This is a genomic window from Longimicrobium sp., from assembly GCA_036389135.1.
GTDB lineage: Bacteria > Gemmatimonadota > Gemmatimonadetes > Longimicrobiales > Longimicrobiaceae > Longimicrobium.
In genome coordinates, this window is the sequence record DASVQP010000118.1 from 1 (window position 1) to 1,827 (window position 1,827).

Sequence of the window (1,827 nt, forward strand, 5' to 3'; positions counted from 1 at the left end):
TACCTGCCCGGCCAGGCGGTCAATTTCCGCGTGCTGTTGCGCGTGACGTCCGTGTCGTCTGCCGCCACGCCCAGCGTCGAACAGGACGTGATAGTGCAGCAAAAGACGCCGGAGGGGGCCGCGCTGTCGTCCCTCACCCTACGGCCCGATGGCGTGGGTGGCGTGGCCGGTAACTTCACCCTCTCGCCCCGGGCGCGGCCCGGCACTTACAGCTTGCAGGTGCAGGCAAACGGCGCGCAACACAGCTTCCCGGTGCAGGTAGTGCAGCCGCGCAACGATACGCTGAGCGTTTACATAGCGCCTGCACGCGAGTACACGTCGCCCACGGGCCTGGCTATAACCCGCACGGTGAGCGTGCTGGGCGATGGGGGCAGGGCCGCCAACGGCGCTACCATTACCGCTACCCTCGGCATCGAGGGCGATAGCTGGGCCTCGGAGCCGGTATCGGCCACGGTGGACGCCAGTGGCCGGGCCACTTTCAGCTTGCCGCTGCCAGGCTGGACCGCCCTCTACAACGAGCCGGGCCTCTACGTGAACGTCGAAGCGAGGCTGAACGGCAGGAGCGGCTCCGGCAGGCAGTACCTCGATTTCGCGCCGGACAACACGCCCCGCATAGAGCTACCGCAGCTAGTCGCGCCCCTGATGGGCCTCGTAGCCATAGCGCGTCCCCGGCAGGACGGCACTATAGCCGTGCGCCTGGTGCAGCTTGACGGCGAGGCAGAACAAGCGGGCACCGGCGACCTGCTCGTGGCCGCGCGCGCTCCCGGCGGCGAGACGACGGCAGAGCTTATACCCCTCGCCGCGTTGCGGGATGCCACGGTCAGCCTGCCGGGCAGCTATGCGGGCGGCAGCCTCGTCCTGGCGCGCGCGGGCACGGGCATGACGCGGCGACTGCGGCTCGACGTTGGGGAGAGCACCGATGTGACGTTGCGGGTCGTTTCGCCTGCGAGGGTCTCGCCCGGCCAGCAGGTGCCCCTGAGCTTGTCGCTGCTCGACCCGGAGGGCCAGCCAATGCCAGCCGTGGCCTCCCTGTGGCTGCGCAGGATGGGCGGCACCACGCCGCAGGCCGCGCGGGGCTGGGAACCCACCCTGGCCCTCTCAGCCGCGGGCGCGACCTCCACCACCCTGCAAGCCCCAATCGAGCCGGGCCTCTGGTACGTCATGGCCGAGGCTGCCACGCAGGACGGGGTGTACACCCGCGCCTCCACCATACTGAGGGTGGAACCCGGCCCCGCCATGCAATTGCCGCCCCCGGCTCAGTTGGAAAGCGGTAAAGCACAGACCGTCTCGGTGGTGCTGCACAACCCCACCGGCGGCGCGGTAAACGCCAGCCTCAACGCGGCCACGGACGGCGGCCTGGTGAGGGAAGGCCCCGAATCGCAGAGCGCGTATCTAGCACCGGGCGGTTGGGGCAAGCTCGAATGGCGGTACGGCGCGGCCTCGGTGGGCGCGTCAGCTATCAACTTCAAGCTGGTATCAGGGGCGAACGGCCCCATCGCGGGGGCATTTCCGGTGCTGGCGACGAGCGGCGGCACGGACACCACCACTCATTTTTCGGGCCTGCTCTCCGGCGAGCAGCAGGTAGAAGTGCACGTACCCACCGGATTGCGGCAGGACGGCGTGGAGCTGGAGATTCGCGTTTCCACGTCGCTGCTCTCGGCCCTCGCGCAGATAGCCCAGGACCTACCCTCCGCGCCGGGCGAGACGGCACAGGGGGTCGCGCTTTCCGCAGCCCGGCTGTCTTCAGGCCCCGCCGTGGACGCCGCATTTCGGCGCATAGAGGGTGAGGGCAGGGCCGGGCTTGAGCACGCGGACCTCACCCGCTCG

Annotated in this window: 1 protein-coding gene; it reads left to right on the forward strand. The window is 69.6% G+C overall.

Annotation, left to right across the window (positions count from 1 at the left end; translation table 11 throughout):
* On the forward strand, window positions 1-1,827 hold a 1,827-nt coding region (locus VF584_24130; GenBank protein HEX8213286.1), incomplete at both ends, for an MG2 domain-containing protein.